This is a genomic window from Kitasatospora sp. NPDC087861, from assembly GCF_044742585.1.
Classification (GTDB): Bacteria; Actinomycetota; Actinomycetes; order Streptomycetales; family Streptomycetaceae; genus Kitasatospora.
This window is the reverse complement of record NZ_JBIUUS010000003.1, coordinates 373789-391527: the sequence shown is the minus strand read 5'-3', so window position 1 is coordinate 391527 and position 17739 is coordinate 373789. Positions and strand designations below refer to the sequence as shown.

At 70.8% G+C, this 17739-nt stretch carries 10 protein-coding genes; all 10 read left to right on the top strand.

Annotated elements, in window-relative coordinates:
• The first annotated feature begins 68 nt into the window (after positions 1-68).
• The 10 genes from ACIOJE_RS06755 (at position 69) to ACIOJE_RS06710 (ending at position 17677) form a co-directional block, all read left to right on the top strand.
• Positions 69-2819 (top strand): SpoIIE family protein phosphatase, encoded by a 2751-nt coding sequence (locus ACIOJE_RS06755; protein WP_280676426.1) that lies wholly within the window; start codon positions 69-71, stop codon positions 2817-2819.
• Positions 2820-3060: 241 nt separating this feature from the next.
• Entirely contained in the window at positions 3061-5676 is a 2616-nt protein-coding gene (locus ACIOJE_RS06750; protein ID WP_400773810.1) for a SpoIIE family protein phosphatase, read from the top strand.
• A 106-nt stretch (positions 5677-5782) separates the two neighbouring features.
• A complete protein-coding gene (locus ACIOJE_RS06745; protein ID WP_400773808.1) occupies positions 5783-7591 on the top strand; it encodes an ABC transporter family substrate-binding protein in 1809 nt (602 codons plus the stop codon).
• 273 nt (positions 7592-7864) lie between these two features.
• Complete coding sequence (typA, locus tag ACIOJE_RS06740) at positions 7865-9733, top strand: translational GTPase TypA (protein ID WP_280676424.1); 1869 nt, start codon at positions 7865-7867, stop codon at positions 9731-9733.
• Between the two features lie 430 nt (positions 9734-10163).
• On the top strand, positions 10164-11801 hold the full coding sequence (locus ACIOJE_RS06735) for an ABC transporter substrate-binding protein (protein WP_280676423.1): 1638 nt from the start codon (positions 10164-10166) through the stop codon (positions 11799-11801).
• 141 nt (positions 11802-11942) lie between these two features.
• Positions 11943-12869 carry an ABC transporter permease gene (locus ACIOJE_RS06730; RefSeq protein ID WP_400668580.1) on the top strand — a complete coding sequence of 309 codons (927 nt, stop codon included), beginning with the start codon at positions 11943-11945 and terminating at the stop codon, positions 12867-12869.
• On the top strand, positions 12862-13806 hold the full coding sequence (locus ACIOJE_RS06725) for an ABC transporter permease (protein ID WP_280676421.1): 945 nt from the start codon (positions 12862-12864) through the stop codon (positions 13804-13806). The genes ACIOJE_RS06730 and ACIOJE_RS06725 overlap by 8 nt, the downstream gene beginning before the upstream one ends.
• A 19-nt stretch (positions 13807-13825) precedes the next feature.
• Complete coding sequence (locus tag ACIOJE_RS06720) at positions 13826-14875, top strand: ABC transporter ATP-binding protein (RefSeq protein ID WP_400773804.1); 1050 nt, start codon at positions 13826-13828, stop codon at positions 14873-14875.
• Entirely contained in the window at positions 14868-15884 is a 1017-nt protein-coding gene (locus tag ACIOJE_RS06715; RefSeq protein WP_280676419.1) for a dipeptide ABC transporter ATP-binding protein, read from the top strand. Before ACIOJE_RS06720 ends, ACIOJE_RS06715 begins: the two co-directional genes overlap by 8 nt.
• Positions 15885-16057: 173 nt before the next feature.
• Entirely contained in the window at positions 16058-17677 is a 1620-nt protein-coding gene (locus ACIOJE_RS06710; protein WP_280676418.1) for an ABC transporter substrate-binding protein, read from the top strand.
• Positions 17678-17739 lie beyond the last annotated feature (62 nt).

The following is a 17739-nucleotide window of genomic DNA, read 5'->3' as shown; positions in this document are numbered from 1 at the left end:
ATTCGTCACCATCGGTGAGCCGTCCCAGCCGGCTACGCCGATCCCGACCAGAGCCGGAGGCCCCGTCGGTGTCGAGTACCGGGAACGGCGGCGGGAGAGCACGGCGGACAGGTGCCGCGGGCGGCGCCGCCGCGCGCGCCCGGCTGCGCCGCGGCGCCCACCCGGCCGCCCCGCAGTCCTCGGCCGCCCCGCAGCCGGTCGGCCGCCGCCGGGACACCGCCGACGCCCCGCGGCCCGCCCCGCCGGCGCCGACCCCGGCCGCCCCGGACCCGGGCGCCCCGCCCGGCCTGCGCAGCCGTCCGGCCCGGCCGTTCCCCGGCGGGCCGTCCGACGCCGCGCACGGCCTCGGCGCGCCGCCCGAGGGCAGCCTGCTCGACCTGCTGAAGGTCGCCATCGCGATCCTGGACACCGCAGGCCGGGTGGTGCTCTGGAGCCCGGCCGCCGAGGAACTGCTCGGCTGGCCGAACGAGCTGCTGGTCGGCCGCCGGATCGACGACCTGATCCCCGATCAGGAGCAGGTCGCCCGGATCCGGGCCGCGATCCAGGACACCCTGCGCCACGGCCGCTGGGCGGGCAACGCCGAACTGCGCGACCGGAACGGCGTGCCGGTCGCGGTGGACGCCCGGGTCTCCCTCCTGGTGGACGGCGACGGCACCCCGTTCCTGCAGGTCAACATGGCCGAGGCGGCCGCCGTCCGGGCCGTCGAGCGCGACCTCGCCGTCCGCGACGCGCTGTTCGAACAGTCCCCGCTGGGCATCGCCATCATGGACACCGACCTGCGCTACACCGCCGTCAACCAGACCCTGGCCGAGATGAACGGCGTCGCCCTGGCGGACCACGTCGGCCGGACCACCGGCGAGACCCTGCCCGAGCGGGCCGCCGACGAGATCACCGCCATCCAGCGCCAGGTGCTGGCCACCGGCGAGCCGGTCATCGACGTCACCCTCGCCTCCCCGGTCACCGCCCGCTCCGGCTACCGCTCGATCTCCTACAGCCGGATGACCGACCGCTCCGGCCGGGTGCTCGGCATCTCCGGCACCGTGATGGACGTGACCGAGCGCTACCGGGCCGTCGCCAAGGTCGAGCACGCCCGGCGCCGGCTCTCGCTGCTCAACGAGTTCGGCTCCCGGGTCGGCGACCTGCTCGACGCGTCCCGGATCGCCCAGGAACTCGCCAGCTCCGTCGTCCCCCGGCTCACCGACCACTCCGCGGTGATCCTGCTGCAGGCCGTCGCGCACGGCGACGACCTGCCCCGGCACGGCCACGACCGCCGCACCTCGCTGCTCCAGCTCGGCACCGCCTCCGTCCAGGACGGCCCCGAGGTCGAGGTGATGCTCCGCCGCGGCGCCCGGATCACCTTCGCCGAGGACTCCGCCTGCGGCCGGGTGCTGCGCACCGGCGTCCCCGAGCTGCTCTCCGGCGCCGACCAGCTCGACGACGTGACGTACTCCGGCGACCCGAAGATGCAGGCCGCCCACGACCTGGGCGTGCACTCCATGCTGGTCGTCCCGCTGCGCGCCCGCGGCATCGTGATCGGGCTGCTGCTGGTCAGCCGGGCCGGCTACCGGGAGGGCTTCGACCGGGACGACCTGGCCTTCACCGTCGAGCTGGCCGACCGGGCCGGCAGCTCGCTGGACAACGCCCGCCTCTACGCCCGCGAGCGCACCGCCGCGCTCACCCTCCAGCGCACCCTGCTCCCGCAGCAGGTCCCGCAGCCCACCGGCGTCGAGGTCGCCTACCGGTACGTGCCCGGCAGCAGCGGCACCGAGGTCGGCGGCGACTGGTTCGACGTCATCCCACTGCCCGGCGACCGCACCGCGCTGGTGGTCGGCGACGTGATGGGCCACGGTCTGCGGGCCGCCGCCACCATGGGACGGCTGCGCACCGCCGTCCGGGTGCTGGCCGCCCTCGACCTGCCGCCGGACGTCCTGCTGCGGCACGTCCACGAGCTGGCCGACGACCTGGCCCAGGGGCCGGACGAGGCGCTGCTCGCCACCTGCGTCTACGCGGTGTTCGACCCGGGGACGGCCAAGCTGACCGTCGCCAAGGCCGGGCACATCCCGCCGGTCCTGGTGGTGCCGGGCGGGGAGGACGGGGAGCCGACCCGGACCGGCGGCCCGCTGCCCGGCGGCGTCGGCCGGATCCTCGACCTGCCCTCGGGCGCCCCGCTGGGCGTCGGCGGCGTCCCGTTCGAGTCCGTCGAACTGAAGATCCCCGAGGGGAGCCTGCTCGCGCTCTGCACCGACGGACTGGTCGAGTCCCGGGACAAGGACCTCGACGTCGGCCTCGGCCGGCTGGTCACCGTGCTCCAGGACCCGCACGCCTCCATCCAGGCCGCCTGCGAGGCCGTGCTCGACACCATGGAGCAGGGCCGCGAGCCGGACGACGTCGCACTGCTGCTGGCCCGGCTCGGCCACGGCCAGGCCGGCACCCCGACGGCCGGCTGGACCCTGCCGGCCGAGCCCACCGCCGTGTCCCGGGCCCGCCGGCTGGTCCGCTCCACGCTCGCCGAGTGGAACATCGAGGAGCTCACCGACACCGCCGAGCTGCTGGTCAGCGAGCTGGTCACGAACGCCGTCCGGTACGCGAGCGCCCCCATCGGCGTCCGGCTGACGCTCGGTGAGACGCTGCTGGTCGAGATCTCCGACCCGCTGCCCGACCCGCCCCGGGAGCGGCACGCGGCCGAGGCCGACGAGGGCGGCCGGGGCCTGGAACTGGTCCGCCGCCTGGCGCTGCGCTGGGGCGCCCGGGCCGAGGGCATCGGCAAGGTGGTCTGGTTCGAGCAGGCGTTGCCGGGTAATGAGCCCGACGAACTGTGAGCGGGCGCATGAGCTGGACGGGAGGCGAGGGGGACGGGGCTGCACATGCCAGCAGGCGGTCAGGGGGAGCGCGCGCTCCGGAAGGGGGCGCGAGCGTGGCATTGTGGTTGCGCGGGCGGTAGGACAAAAACCTTCGCCCGATCTGATGTTGTGATGTTGAGGGCGTGTGAACGTACCCCTCGATGATGAATACTCGGTCTTCTCGACATCCGGACGGTCGCGGGTTGGAGGGGTCGGTCCGTTGAACAGCACCCCGGCGCGGAATGCGCCGAGTAGCAGCGGTCATGCCGCCGTGCCCGGGCAGGCCGGTTCACCGCACCTGCCCGGCCCGGCGTCGCCGCCGGGCGCCGACACCGCGGGCGGCGGCCGCACCGCCCAACCGCTGGCCGACGCCCACCCGTGGGGCGCCGGCGACCCCGGCTCGATCTACGACTACATCCGGGTCGCCACCTTCGCGATCGGCCCCGACGGCCGGATCAGCCAGTGGAGCGAGCGCGCCGCCGAGTTCTTCGGCGTCCCCGCCCCCGACGCCGTCGGCGCCGACCCGATCACCACCTTCGTCCCCCGTGAACTCTGGCAGCGCGGCCGCGCCCGGCTGGAACGCACCCTGGCCGGCGAGGAGTGGGTCGGCACCACTCCCTACCGGGACGCCGCGGGCGGCGAGGGCCTCGCCGAGCTCTACCTGATGCCCGACAGCGCCCTGCCCACCGCCGGCGCCACCTGTCTGGCCGTCGACCTCGGCCGGCTGCGCCGGATCGAGACCGACCTCGCCGCCTCCGAGGCCGTCTTCGGGCAGACCCCCACCGGCTTCATCCTCTTCGACGACCGGCTGCGCCTGCAGCGGGTGAACGACGCCTTCGCCTCCGGCATGGGCCTGGTCCCCACCGACCTCGAAGGCCTCACCCCGCACGACCTCTTCCCGCCGTCCGAGGCCGACCGCCTCACCGCCGCCCTGCGCAAGGTCCTCGCCACTGGCGAACCCGTCTTCGACCTGCGCTTCCACGGCGCCGTCCCCACCCGCGAGGGCAACCGACTCTGGGCCGTCTCGCTGTACCGCCTCAACGGCGCGGCCGGACAGCCGATGGGCGTCGCCGGGCAGGTCTCCGACGTCACCAGCCGGCACGTCGCCGAGCGCGAGGCCGACGGCGTGCGCCGCAACCTCGCCCTGCTCAACGAGGCCAGCGCGCACATCGGCTCCACCCTCGACCTGGAGACCACCGCCAAGGAACTGCTCGACGTCGTCGTCCCGCCGTTCTGCGACCTCGCCACCGTCGACCTCTACACCGCGCTGCTCTCCGGCGAGACCGTCCCCAGCGCCGGCCGGCTCGGCGACACCGTGCTCACCGACGGGAGCGGCGAACTGCGCCGGGTCGCCGTCTCCAGCGTCATCGGCGGCGCCTCCTCGGTGCTCGGCTCGGTCACCGGCCTGCCCATCGCCGAAGCCGGCGGCACCCTCTGTTACCCGCGCCGCTCCCCGCACGCCCGGGCGCTGCGCACCGGCCGCAGCGTCATCCCCGAGCCCGGGCGCGACCCGCTGCTGCGCTCCACCCTGATCGTCCCGCTGGTCGCCCGCGACCAGGTGCTCGGCCTCGTCCAGCTCTCCCGTGCGATCGGCAGCGAGCCCTTCGACGCCCGCGACGTCGCCATCGCCGAGGAGCTCGTCGCCCGCGCCGCCGTCTGCATCGACAACGCCCGGCTCTACCGCCGCGAGCACGAGCGCGCCCTGATCCTCCAGCGCAGCCTGCTGCCCCCGGGCAACCCGGCCGCCAGCGGCCTGGAGATCGCCTGCCGCTACCTGCCCAGCAACAACAACACCGAGGTCGGCGGCGACTGGTTCGACGTCATCCCGCTGCCCGGCAACCGCACCGCCCTGGTCATCGGCGACGTGATGGGCCGCGGCCTGCGCGCCGCCGTCGCGATGGGCCAGCTGCGCACCGCCGTCCGCACCCTCGCCATGCTCGACCTGGAGCCCGGCGAGGTGCTCACCGCCCTCGACGAGATCGCCCGCGGCCTCGGCGGCGACACCGTGCCGGCCGGCCCGCCCACCCCGTACGGCCGGCTCACCTCGGCCGCCGACGAGGAGGCCCGTGAGGTCTACCTGGCCACCTGCGTCTACGCGGTCTACGACGCCGTCACCCGGCGCTGCTGGATCGCCAACGCCGGCCACCTGCCGCCCGTCCTGCTCGGCCCCGGCGAACCCGCCCGGATGCTCGACGTCCCGCCCGGCCTGCCGCTCGGCGTCGGCGGCGAGCCCTTCGAGGAGGTCGAGCTGACCCTCCCGGACGGCGCCGTCCTCGGCCTGTACACCGACGGCCTGGTGGAGAGCCGCAAGCACCAGCTGGACGAGGGCCTGCGTGCCTTCCGCACCGCGCTGTCCGCCGAGGGCAAGGGCCTCGAAGACCTCTGCGACCACGTCCTCGGCGAGCTCAACCCGCACCACGGCGAGGACGACATCGCCCTGCTGATGGCCAAGGTGCACGCCTTCCCCGAGGACGCCGTCGGGAACTGGTTCCTGCCGCCCGAGCCCACCTCCGTCGCCAAGGCCCGCGAGCTGGCCTGCAGCTGGCTGCTGACCCGCGGCCTGGACGAACTCGTCGACACCACCGAGCTGCTGGTCAGCGAACTGGTCACCAACGCGCTCAAGCACGGCCGGGGCGAGATCCGGCTGCGGCTGCTGCGCGAGCGCAGCCTGGTCTGCGAGGTCTGGGACGACGGCTACGCCCAGCCCCGGCAGCGGCGCGCCCAGGAGACCGACGAGGGCGGGCGCGGCCTGCAGCTGGTCAGCCTGCTGGCCGAGCGCTGGGGCAGCCGGCGCACGCCCAAGGGCAAGATCGTCTGGTTCGAGCTGGCGCTTTAGCCAGGGCCCGTCCCGAGCCCGCGGGATCGGCCGTCCGGGTGCAGTCGCCCGGCGGTCCGCCGTGTCGGGCCGGGCCCGGCGCCCCGGTCGGCGTTGCATGGCCGCCATGCGCGTCCGCCAGCTCACCACCGCAGCCGCCGCGCTGCTGCTCGCCGCCGGCCTCGGCGGCTGTTCCGACGACCCGGCCCCGGTCCGTCCCCCCGGGCCCGCCCCGGCCCCGGCCGACCCCACCGCCGGCACCGGGGACGTCCGGCCCGCCGACCGTGCCGCCGTGCGGAGCGGCGGCACGCTGCGCTGGGCCGTGGACGGCCTCCCGACCACGTTCAACGTCTACCAGGGCGCCGCGACCGCCGACTCGGCGCTGCTCGCACACGCGCTCTACCCCTCGCTGTTCCGGCCGGACGACCACGGCCGGCTCGTCCCCGACCCGGACTACCTGGCCGGCGCCGAGTCCACCCCGCCCGGGCAGCAGCCCCAGGTCGTCACCTACCGGCTCAACCCGCACGCGGTCTGGAGCGACGGCACCCCGCTCTCGGCCGCCGACCTCACCGCCCAGCGGGCCGCCCTCTCCGGCCTCGACCCGGCCTACCAGGGCGGCCGCCCGGCCGGGTACGACGCCATCGACTCGATCGCCCAGGGCGCCGACCCGCACGAGGTCCGGGTGACCTTCCGACGCCCGTACGCCGAATGGCGCTCGCTGTTCGGCCCGCTCTACCCGGCGGCCGAGACGGCCACCCCGGACGCCTTCAACCAGGCGCTCACCGGCGGAGGCCACCTGAGCGCCGGGCCGTACACCGTCTCCGGGTACGACGCCGCGGCCGGGCGGGTCAGCCTCTCCCGCAACCCGCTGTGGTGGGGCGACCCGCCGAAGACCGACCGGATCGACTTCCTCGCCACGCCGCCCGAGCAGCGGCTGGACGCGCTCGACGAGGATCGGCTGGACATCGTCCCGCTCACCACGGCGGTGGACCGGGCGGTGCCCGCGCCCCCCACCAGCTCGCCGGCCGCCTCCGGCACACCGACCGCCGCCGCGGCGCCGCCGGCCGCCGCGCCCGAGGCCGCGACGGCGGCCCTGCAGCGGGCCGAGTCGTTGCACGGCGTCACCGTGCACCGGGCCGTCGGGGCCTCGCTCACCCAGCTCACCCTCAACGCCGCCCGCGCCCCGCTCACCGACCCGGCCCTGCGGCTCGCCCTCTCCCGCGCCGTCGACCGGCGGCGGATCGCCGACGCCGCGCTCACCCCGCTCGGCCTGCCCGGCGCCCCGATCGGCAGCCACCTGCTCGCCGGCGACCAGGACGGCTATCGCGACAACAGCGTGGCCGCCGGCCCGGCCGACGCCGACCGGCTGCTCGACGAGGCGGGCTGGAAGCGGCCCGCCGGCGGCGGCCCCCGGACCAAGGACGGCAAGGAGCTCAGCCTCACCCTGCTCGTCCCGGCCGACTCCGCGACCGCCAAGCGCACCGCCGACGCGCTCACCGCCAACCTCGCCGAGTCCGGCGTCGCGGTGAAGACGGCGACCGCGCCCACCGAGACCTTCGTCCAGGACCACCTGGCCGCCGGGGAGTACGACCTGGCCCTGTTCTCCTGGCCCGCCGGCACCAGCCCGGCGGGCGAACAGCGGCCCGTCTACGCCAAGCCCCGGCCCGACGCCGACGGCGTCCTCGACCACGGCACCAACTACGCCCGCAGCGGCACCGAGGAGATCGACCGGCTGTTCGACCGCGCCGGCGCCGAACTCGACCCGGGCGCCCGGCTCGGCCTGCTCCAGGAGGCGGACGTCCGGATCTGGCAGCTCGGGCACTCGGTGCCGCTCTACCAGCGGCCCGAGCTGGTCGGCGTCCGGGCGGGCGTCGCCGGTGCGGGGGTCTGGGGGTACGGCTGGCCGCGCTTCCAGGACGTGGGGTGGAACGCCTAGGGCCGTCCTCGAATCACCCGCCGAATCCCGGCGCAGGGGGAACGGCGGGTGACGAGCGGGTGACCGATCTGTGATCTTGATCCCGCCCGACCTGCTCGTTTCTGCTCACCTGGGCGCTTCCCCGTACGATAGGAGGAAGCCGAGGCATGTCCGTTGCCCGGCGGGTGGACCGGTAGTAGCAGGCGGAACGGGCGGCGGCGATCCAGTGGGATCGCAGGTCGGCGTCTCGCGGCCGGGCGCCGTAACCCACGATTCCGGGAGAATCCGCAAGGCATGCCCACGCGCAACGACATCCGTAACGTCGCTATCGTCGCCCACGTCGACCACGGCAAGACCACCCTGGTCGACGCCATGCTGAAGCAGGCCGGTGCCTTCGCCGCCCACCAGCACCTGGACGACCGGATGATGGACTCCAACGACCTGGAGCGCGAGAAGGGCATCACCATTCTCGCGAAGAACACCGCGGTCAAGTACCACCCCAAGGATGGTGGCGCGCCCATCACCATCAACATCATCGACACCCCGGGCCACGCCGACTTCGGTGGCGAGGTCGAGCGCGGTCTGTCGATGGTGGACGCGGTCGTCCTGCTGGTCGACGCCTCCGAGGGCCCGCTGCCGCAGACCCGCTTCGTGCTCCGCAAGGCGCTCACCGCCCGCCTGCCCGTCATCCTCTGCATCAACAAGACGGACCGCCCGGACTCCCGGATCGACGAGGTCATCAACGAGACCTACGACCTGTTCCTGGACCTGGACGCGGACGAGGACCAGATCGAGTTCCCGATCGTCTACGCCTGTGCCCGTGACGGCGTCGCCTCGCTGACCAAGCCGGAGAACGGCACCGTCCCGGCCGACAGCGACTCGCTGGAGCCGTTCTTCTCCACCATCCTGGAGCACGTCCCGGCTCCGACCTACGACGAGGACGCCCCGCTCCAGGCGCACGTCACCAACCTGGACGCCGACAACTTCCTCGGCCGTATCGCGCTCTGCCGAGTCGAGCAGGGCGAGCTGCGCAAGGGCCAGCAGGTCGCGTGGATGAAGCGTGACGGCTCGGTCCAGCAGGTCAAGATCACCGAGCTGCTGATGACCGAGGCGCTCACCCGCAAGCCGGCCGAGGTGGCGGGCCCCGGTGACATCTGCGCCGTCGCCGGTATCCCCGAGATCATGATCGGCGAGACCCTGGCGGACCTCGAGAACCCGATCGCGCTGCCGCTGATCACGGTCGACGAGCCGGCCATCTCCATGGTCATCGGTACCAACACCTCGCCGCTGGTCGGCAAGGGCGGCAAGGGCCACAAGGTCACCGCCCGCATGGTGAAGGACCGCCTGGACAAGGAGCTGATCGGTAACGTCTCGCTCCGCGTGCTGCCGACCGAGCGTCCGGACGCCTGGGAGGTCCAGGGCCGTGGCGAGCTGGCGCTGGCCATCCTGGTCGAGACCATGCGCCGGGAGCTCTTCGAGCTGACCGTCGGCAAGCCTCAGGTCGTCACCAAGGTCATCAACGGCAAGACCCACGAGCCGGTCGAGCGGATGACCATCGACAGCCCCGAGGAGTACCTCGGCGCGGTCACCCAGCTGATGGCGACCCGCAAGGGCCGCATGGAGACCATGACGAACCACGGCTCCGGCTGGGTCCGCATGGAGTTCATCGTCCCGTCGCGCGGCCTGATCGGCTTCCGGACGCAGTTCCTGACCGACACCCGCGGCACCGGCATCGCGCACTCCATCTTCGAGGGTCACGAGCCGTGGTTCGGCGAGCTCCGGATGCGCAACAACGGCTCGCTGGTGGCCGACCGCGCGGGCGTCGTGACGCCGTTCGCGATGATGGGCATCCAGGAGCGCGGCACGCTCTTCGTCGAGCCCACCACCGAGGTGTACGAGGGCATGATCGTCGGCGAGAACTCGCGCCAGGACGACATGGACATCAACATCACCAAGGAGAAGAAGCTCACCAACATGCGTGCGGCCTCCTCCGACACCACTGAGAACCTGGTGCCGCCGCGCAAGCTCTCGCTGGAGCAGTCGCTGGAGTTCTGCCGCGAGGACGAGTGCATCGAGGTGACTCCGGAGACGGTTCGCATCCGTAAGGTCGTCCTGGACCAGAAGGAGCGCGGCCGCACCGCCTCGCGCGCCAAGAAGGCGTGATCCGGACGGCTTGACCGGCCATTGGCCGGAATGCTTCGCCCCCCTTTCCCATGGAGAGGGGGGCGAACTTTTTCAACTACTCCAAGTTGTCGACGCGGGTATTAACGGAATAGCGCTCATCACGCCCAGGTGTCCGCTGAGCGAACGTGACAGTTCGTCATTCATGACGACTGTCCGTTTGGTGCCTGTCTGGCTATGTCTCATATGTCCGGTTTTCGAAACTTACCGACTGTTCATGTGACCTAATTGAGATCGTCACTGGTCACTTTCGTGTCCGTGCGTGACGGATAGTGGGTGCAGTCAGGCTCGGGTCAAGGGTGAACGCGCAGGGGTGCGCGCCGAAACCACGAGCGCGGACGGCATAGCGGGTCCGGTGACAACCGTCCGCGATGCCCTCCTCGTTGCAACGTCGAATTCAGGAGGCACACCGATGCGTGGTGGGAGCCAGGCCAAGTGGGTTGTCGCAGCTGTTGCTGTCGCCCTTGCCGCGACTGCTTGTAGCAGTGGCGGTTCCACCGGTGGGAGCAGCTCCGATGGCGCTGCGGTCAACGCCCAGGGCGTCTTCAGCTACCAGAGCGGCGAGCCGCAGCGCCCGCTGCAGCCGGCCAACGCCATGGAGAACCAGGGCGGCCGCATCGTCAAGCAGCTCTTCCAGGGCCTCGTCGACTACGACCCCGCCACCGGCGCCCTGCGCAACCAGGTGGCCGACAAGATCGAGACCACTGACGCCAAGAACTACACCGTCACCCTGAAGTCCGGCTGGACTTTCCACGACGGCACCCCGGTGACCGCCCAGTCCTTCGTGAAGTCCTGGAACTGGTCGGCCAACACCAAGAACAACCAGATCAACTCGGACTGGTTCTCCGACATCGTCGGCTACGACGCCGTGCACCCGGAGAAGGGTGACCCGACCGCCGACAGCATGTCCGGCCTGAAGGTCATCGACGACACGCACTTCACCATCGAGCTGAGCAACCCGGTCTCGTACTTCACGTACAAGCTCGGTTACTCGGCCTTCTACCCGCTGCCGGAGGGCTTCTTCGCCGACCCGGCGGGCTACGGCCAGAAGCCGATCGGCAACGGCCCCTACAAGTTCGTGTCGTGGGAGCACAACAAGGCCATCACCCTGGCCGCCTTCGACAAGTACGCGGGCACGAACAAGGCCAAGAACGGCGGCGTCGTCTTCCGGAACTACACCTCCGGTGAGGCCGCGTACAAGGACCTGATGTCGGACACCCTCGACGTCCTGGACCAGGTCGACTCGACCGACCTGCCCAAGTACAAGGACGACCTGGGCAAGCGCGCGGTCGACCAGCCGCAGGGCGCCATCCAGAACATCTCCTTCGCGCTGTACAACGCCGACTGGAGCGCGCCGGAGAAGGCCAAGGTCCGCCAGGGCCTGTCGATGGCCATCGACCGCGACACCATCACCAAGACCGTGCTGAACGGCACGCGTCAGCCTGCCGACGCGTTCGTGGCGCCCGGCGTCATGGGCTTCAAGGCCGGCAGCTGCGGCGACGCCTGCAAGTACGACCCGGCCAAGGCCAAGCAGCTGATCGCCGAGGGCAACGGCGTGCCCGGCAACAAGATCACCATCCTCTACAACTCCGACGGTGGTCACAAGGAGTGGGTCGACGCGGTCTGCAACTCGATCCGCCAGGCCACCGGCGTCGAGTGCCTCGGTGACCCGAAGCCGGACTTCAAGACCTCGCGCGACCTCGTGACCAAGCGTCAGGTCCCGAGCATGATGCGTACCGGCTGGGTGCAGGACTACCCGCTGAACGCCAACTTCCTGCGCGACGTCTACGGCACCGGTGCGGCGGCGAACGACGCCGGCTACTCCAGCCCGGAGTTCGACAAGCTCTCGAAGGAGGCCGACGCGGCCACCTCGGTCGAGAAGACCACCGAGCTCTACCAGCAGGCCGAGGCCGTCCTGGCCAAGGACATGCCGGCCATCCCGCTCTGGTACTACAAGACCAGCTCCGGCTGGTCCAACAACGTCCAGAACGTGAAGTTCGACTCCTTCGGCAACCCGGTCTACACCGACGTCGAGGTCAAGAAGAAGTAATCGGTCGGCACCGCCTGACCCGGTGACAACGGCCGGTGCCCGTCCCATCCCCACAAGGGCGAGGACTGGCACCGGCCGTTGGCACGCCGACTTATCTCTGGCCGGGATGACGGGCCCGGCAGAGTCATACATGGAGGCACGATGGGGCGCTTTGTCGCGAGGCGACTGCTCCAGATGATCCCGGTCTTCCTCGGAACGACCGCGCTCATCTTTTACATGGTGCACGCGCTGCCGGGTGACCCGGTGGCCGCGATGTGGGGCGACAAGGCGCCGGACCCGGTCCAGCTCGCCGCTCTGAGGCACCAGATGGGCTTCGACAAGCCGCTGGTCCAGCAGTACCTCGACTACATGGGGAACCTGCTCACCGGCGACTTCGGAACCACCCTGGCCGGACGGCCGGTGGTCGACGTGATCACCGAGGCGCTGCCGGTGACGGTGCGGCTGGCACTGCTGGCCTTCACCATCGAGATCGTGCTCGGCGTGTCCATCGGCCTCTTCGCCGGCCTGCGCCGCGGCAAGGCGTTCGACAAGGGCACCCTGGTCATGACCCTGCTGCTGATCTCGATCCCGGTCCCGGTGCTCGGCTTCATCTTCCAGACGATCTTCGCGGACAACCTGAAGTGGGTCACGCCGACCGTTCAGGACTCGAACGACATCACCCAGCTCATGCTGCCGGCCATCGTGCTCGGCTCGCTGTCGCTGGCGTACGTGGCGCGTCTCACCCGTACCTCCATAGCCGAGAACATCAAGGCCGACTACGTCCGCACCGCGGTGGCCAAGGGCCTGCCCCGGCGCAAGGTGATCGGCACCCACCTGCTCCGCAACTCGATGATCCCGGTGGTCACCTTCCTCGGCACCGACCTCGGAGCCCTGATGGGCGGCGCGATCGTCACCGAGGGCATCTTCAACGTCAAGGGTGTCGGCAACGCGCTCTTCCACGCGATCAACCTGAAGGAGGGCTCGACGGTCTCCGGCTTCGTGGCCTTCCTGGTGCTCGTGTACCTGGCCGCCGGCCTGATCGTCGACCTGCTTTACGCGGTCCTGGACCCGAGGATCCGTTATGCCTGACCTGACCGAGAAGAAGACGGCCGAGGAGATCCCGGCCCAGCGCGGCGCCGACACCGCGGCGGCCAAGCCCGAGAAGGCCCGCAGCCTCGGCTCGGACGCCTGGCACGACCTGCGCCGCAAGCCGATCTTCGTGATCTCCGCGCTGCTGATCCTGCTGCTGATCGTCATCGCGATCGCCCCCGGGCTGTTCACCTCGGCGGACCCGCGCGCCGGCGACCTGCGTCTGCACTACCTGACCAAGCCGAACTACAGCCACTTCTTCCAGGCGGACTGGTTCGGCTACGACCTCCAGGGCCGCAGCATCTACGCCCGGGTGATCTACGGGGCCCGCGCCTCGGTCGTCGTCGGCATCTGCGTCACGGCGGGTGTGACCATCCTCGGTGGCATCACCGGCATGCTGGCCGGCTACTTCGGCGGCTGGATCGACACGATCATCTCCCGGGTCACCGACATCTTCTTCGGCATCCCGCTGCTGCTCGGCGCCCTGGTCATCCTCAACGCCTTCACCTCGCGCACCATCTGGAGCGTGGTCTTCGCGCTGGTCGCCCTGGGCTGGACCCAGATGACCCGTGTCATGCGCGGTTCGGTCATCACGGTCAAGCAGGCCGACTTCGTGACGGCCGCCAAGGCGCTGGGCGCCGGCACCAGCCGGATCCTGTGGAAGCACATCCTGCCGAACGCGCTCGCCCCGGTGATCGTGGTCGCGACCATCGCGCTCGGCGGCTACATCGCCACCGAGGCGACGCTGAGCTTCCTCGGCATCGGTCTGCAGGACCCGACCATCTCCTGGGGCATCGACATCAACACCGCCCAGAAGGTGATCCGCACCGCGCCGTACGCGCTGTTCTTCCCCGCCGGAATGCTGAGCCTCACGGTTCTGGCCTTCATCATGCTCGGCGACGCGGTCCGCGACGCCCTCGACCCGAAGCTCCGCTGAGAGAAGAGGTGACGACCCGATGACCACCGTGATCGAGAACGACCAGAAGAGCGGCCGGCTCGAAGTTGGCACCCCGCTGCTGGAGGTCAAGGACCTCCACGTGGAGTTCCACACCCGGGACGGCGTGGCGAAGGCCGTGAACGGCGTCAACTACTCCGTCGCGGCCGGCGAGACGCTCGCCGTGCTCGGCGAGTCCGGCTCCGGCAAGTCCGTGACCGCCCAGACCATCATGGGCATCCTGGACATGCCGCCCGGCAAGGTGACCCAGGGCGAGATCCTGTACCGCGGTCAGGACATGCTCAAGATGGGCAACGAGGAGCGGCGGAAGATCCGCGGCCAGAAGATCGCGATGATCTTCCAGGACGCGCTGTCCTCGCTCAACCCCGTGCTCAGCGTGGGCTACCAGCTCGGCGAGATGTTCCGGGTGCACCAGGGCGCCTCCAAGAAGGAGGCCAAGGAGAAGGCCATCGAGCTGATGGACCGGGTGCGCATCCCGGCCGCCAGGCAGCGCGTCGGCGACTACCCGCACCAGTTCTCCGGCGGCATGCGCCAGCGCATCATGATCGCCATGGCGCTCTCCCTGCAGCCCGACCTGATCATCGCGGACGAGCCCACCACCGCCCTGGACGTCACCGTCCAGGCCCAGGTGATGGACCTGCTCGCGGAGCTCCAGGCCGAGTACAACATGGGCCTGATCCTGATCACCCACGACCTCGGCGTGGTCGCCGACGTCGCGGACAAGATCGCCGTGATGTACGCGGGCCGGATCGTCGAGACCGCCCCGGTGCACGAGCTCTACGCCAACCCGGCGCACCCGTACACCAAGGGCCTGCTCCGCTCGATCCCGCGCCTGGACCAGAAGGGCCAGGAGCTCTACGCGATCAAGGGCCTGCCCCCGAACCTGCTGAAGGTCCCGACCGGCTGCGCGTTCAACCCCCGCTGTGACGTCGCCACCGACCTGTGCCGCACGGAGACCCCGGAGCTGCACCACGTGACCGACAAGGACGGCAAGGAGCTCACCGGCCGCCGCAGCGCGTGCCACCTCTGGAAGGAGACCCTCCATGGCTGAGCCCATCCTGGAGGTCAAGGACCTGGTCAAGCACTACCCGCTGAGCCAGGGCATCCTCTTCAAGAAGCAGGTCGGCGCGGTCAAGGCGGTCGACGGCATCTCCTTCGACCTGGCCAAGGGCGAGACCCTCGGCATCGTCGGTGAGTCCGGCTGCGGCAAGTCCACGCTGGCCAAGGTGCTGATGAACCTGGAACGGGCCACCTCCGGCCAGGTGCTGTTCAAGGGCGAGGACATCTCCAAGCTGAGCGGCCAGGCCCTCAAGGCCGTCCGCCGCAACATCCAGATGGTGTTCCAGGACCCGTACACCTCGCTGAACCCGCGCATGACGGTCGGCGACATCATCGGGGAGCCGTACGAGATCCACCCCGAGGTGGCGCCCAAGGGCGACCGCCGCAAGGCCGTCCAGGACCTGCTGGACGTCGTGGGTCTGAACCCGGAGTACATCAACCGGTACCCGCACCAGTTCTCCGGCGGCCAGCGCCAGCGCATCGGCATCGCCCGCGGCCTCGCGCTCAAGCCCGAGATCATCATCTGCGACGAGCCGGTCTCCGCCCTGGACGTGTCCGTCCAGGCGCAGGTGATCAACCTGCTGGAGCAGCTGCAGAGCGAGTTCGAGCTCTCCTACATGTTCATCGCGCACGACCTCTCCATCGTCCGGCACATCTCCGACCGCGTCGGCGTGATGTACCTCGGCAAGATGGTCGAGATCGGCACCGACGAGCAGATCTACGACAACGCCACCCACCCGTACACCCAGGCGCTGCTCTCCGCGGTGCCGGTGCCGGACCCGACGGCGCGGGAGAACCGCGAGCGGATCATCCTGAGCGGCGACATCCCCTCGCCGGCCAACCCGCCGTCCGGCTGCCGCTTCCGCACCCGCTGCTGGAAGGCGGAGGACCGCTGCGCCGAGGAGATCCCGCTGCTCGCGGTGCCCTCGGTGCTGGAGGGCCCGGCCGCGCACGAGTCGGCCTGCCACTTCGCCGAGGTCCGGGAGTCGGCCGCCGCCTGATTCCCCGTGGCATCCCCGGAAGGGCCCGTGGCTTCCCGCCGCGGGCCCTTCCGTCGTTCCGTCAACCCGGCAGGCGGGTGACTGCACCCATCCGGGTGCACCCGACTCGCGCCGTCGCCGGGGCGCGCTTCTCATGGGGTGTGATGCGACACACACCATGAGGAGGGACCTCCATGCCCGTAGCCGCCCGTGCTCGTTGGGTCCTCGCCGCTGCGACATCCGTGGTCCTGGTGGCCACCGGGTGCAGCAGCGGCGGCGGAGGCAGCAGTTCGCCGGACGCCAGCAAGACCTTCAGCTACCAGAGCAGTGAGCCGCAGAACCCGCTGCAGCCCGCCAACGCGAACGAGGTCGGCGGTGGTCGCATCATCCAGAACCTCTTCAAGGGGCTGGTGGACTACGACCCCAGTACGGCGAAGATCCGGATGCAGGTCGCCGACAAGATCGACACCAGTGACTCCCAGACCTTCAACGTCACGCTGAAGGACGGCTGGAAGTTCCACGACGGCACGCCGGTGCACGCCAAGAACTTCGTGGACTCGTGGAACTGGAGCGCGACCACCAGCAACAACCAGATCAACAGCTCCTGGTTCTCCGACATCGAGGGCTACAAGGACGTCCACCCCGCCAGCGGCCAGCCGACCGCGACCAAGATGTCCGGGCTGACCGTCGTCGACGACCTGCACTTCACCGTCAAGCTGGCCAACAGGGTCTCGTACTTCGAGTACAAGCTCGGCTACATCGCCTTCTCGCCGCTGCCGGACGCCTTCTTCAACGACCCGGCCGGGTACGGGCAGAAGCCGGTGGGCAACGGCCCGTACCAGTTCGTCAGCTGGACGCACAACACCCAGGTGGTCACCAAGGCCTTCGCGGACTACCAGGGCGTGGACAAGCCGAAGAACGGCGGCATCGTCTTCAAGATGTACACCACGTCCGAGGCCGCCTACGCCGACCTGCAGTCCAGCAACCTGGACGTGATGGACCAGGTGCCGCCGTCCGCGCTGGCGACGTACAAGAGCGACCTCGGCGACCGGGCGATCGACGCCCCGCAGGGTGCCATCCAGAACATCGGCTTCACCCTCTACCAGGCCGACTGGGCCTCGCCCGACAAGGCCAAGGTGCGCCAGGGCCTGTCGATGGCGATCGACCGCGACACCATCACCAAGACGGTGCTGCAGGGCTCCCGCAAGCCGGCCACCGCCTGGGTGGCCGAGGGCGTCGAGGGCTACAAGAGCGGCGCCTGCGGGGACTTCTGCACGTTCGACCCCGCCAAGGCCAAGCAGCTGATCACTGAGGGCGGCGGCGTCCCCGGCAACAAGCTGACCATCACCTACAACGCGGACGGCGGCCACAAGGAGTGGGTCGACGCGGTCTGCAACTCGATCCGGCAGAACACCGGCGTCGACTGCCTCGGCGACCCGAAGCCCGACTTCAAGACGGCGCGCGCCGCGATCACCGGGCACCAGGTCAACGGAGCCTTCCGCACCGGCTGGGTGCAGGACTACCCGCTGAACGCCAACTTCCTGTCCGACGTGTACCGCACCGGCGCGGCCTCCAACGACTTCGGTTACAGCAGCCCGCAGTTCGACCAGGCGGCCACCAAGGCCGACGAGGCCTCCAGCGTCGCGGACACGGTGGCCGGCTACCAGCAGGCCGAGGCGGTGCTGCCGAGCGGGATGCCGGCGATCCCGCTCTGGTACTACCGCACCAACTCGGGCTACTCGTCCAAGGTGCAGAACGTGGCGTTCGACTCCTTCGGCAACCCGGCCTGGACCCAGGTCGAGGTCAAGGGCTGATCTCCTGGGGGCGTCGGCCCCTCGCGCCGGCCCCGCCCTTCCCGCACGGAGGGCGGGGCCCG